This window comes from uncultured Jannaschia sp. (genome assembly GCF_947494055.1).
GTDB lineage: Bacteria > Pseudomonadota > Alphaproteobacteria > Rhodobacterales > Rhodobacteraceae > Jannaschia.
This window is the reverse complement of sequence record NZ_CANLTR010000187.1, coordinates 1-450: the sequence shown is the minus strand read 5'-3', so window position 1 is coordinate 450 and position 450 is coordinate 1. Positions and strand designations below refer to the sequence as shown.

Genomic DNA, 450 nt, shown 5'->3' with positions numbered 1-450 from the left:
CACCGCTCGAAAACTTCAATGATCCGGGTTCGCGCCAGGGCGCTCTCGACTTGCACCACGCGCCAGGGGCGCGCGTTTCCGACGGATGGCGCGCGATCCATGTGCTGTTGCAGGCGCTGCAGCACGGAAGAGTCGATCGGATCGGACCGGAAGTGGCGAACGTCACGGCGCCAGCGCAGGATGGTCGCCGAACGCGGTCCGATGGTCCTGTGTCATCTTCATGTCCACCTCCTGCACCGTATTGGCGGAAGAAGCAGTCCGGGACACTGATATCTGCAAGACCACCGGGCTTGAAACGCCGGGAGCCGCAGCGGGAAGCCGGCGGGTCGGTAAGCCCGCCGACTTTTAGCGTGATCCTGGGACGCCCTAGGTCTTGTCGACGTCGCTCTTGTCGATGTCCACCTCGGTCTTGCGCACGGTGTCGGTCACGACTTCCTCGCGCTCCTCGAC

Annotated in this window: 1 pseudogene; it reads right to left on the bottom strand. The window is 64.2% G+C overall.

The annotated features are described in order from the left end of the window. Window positions 1-125 (bottom strand): annotated as a pseudogene (locus Q1A87_RS23785) (5,6-dimethylbenzimidazole synthase); the annotation flags it as partial. Window positions 126-450 lie beyond the last annotated feature (325 nt).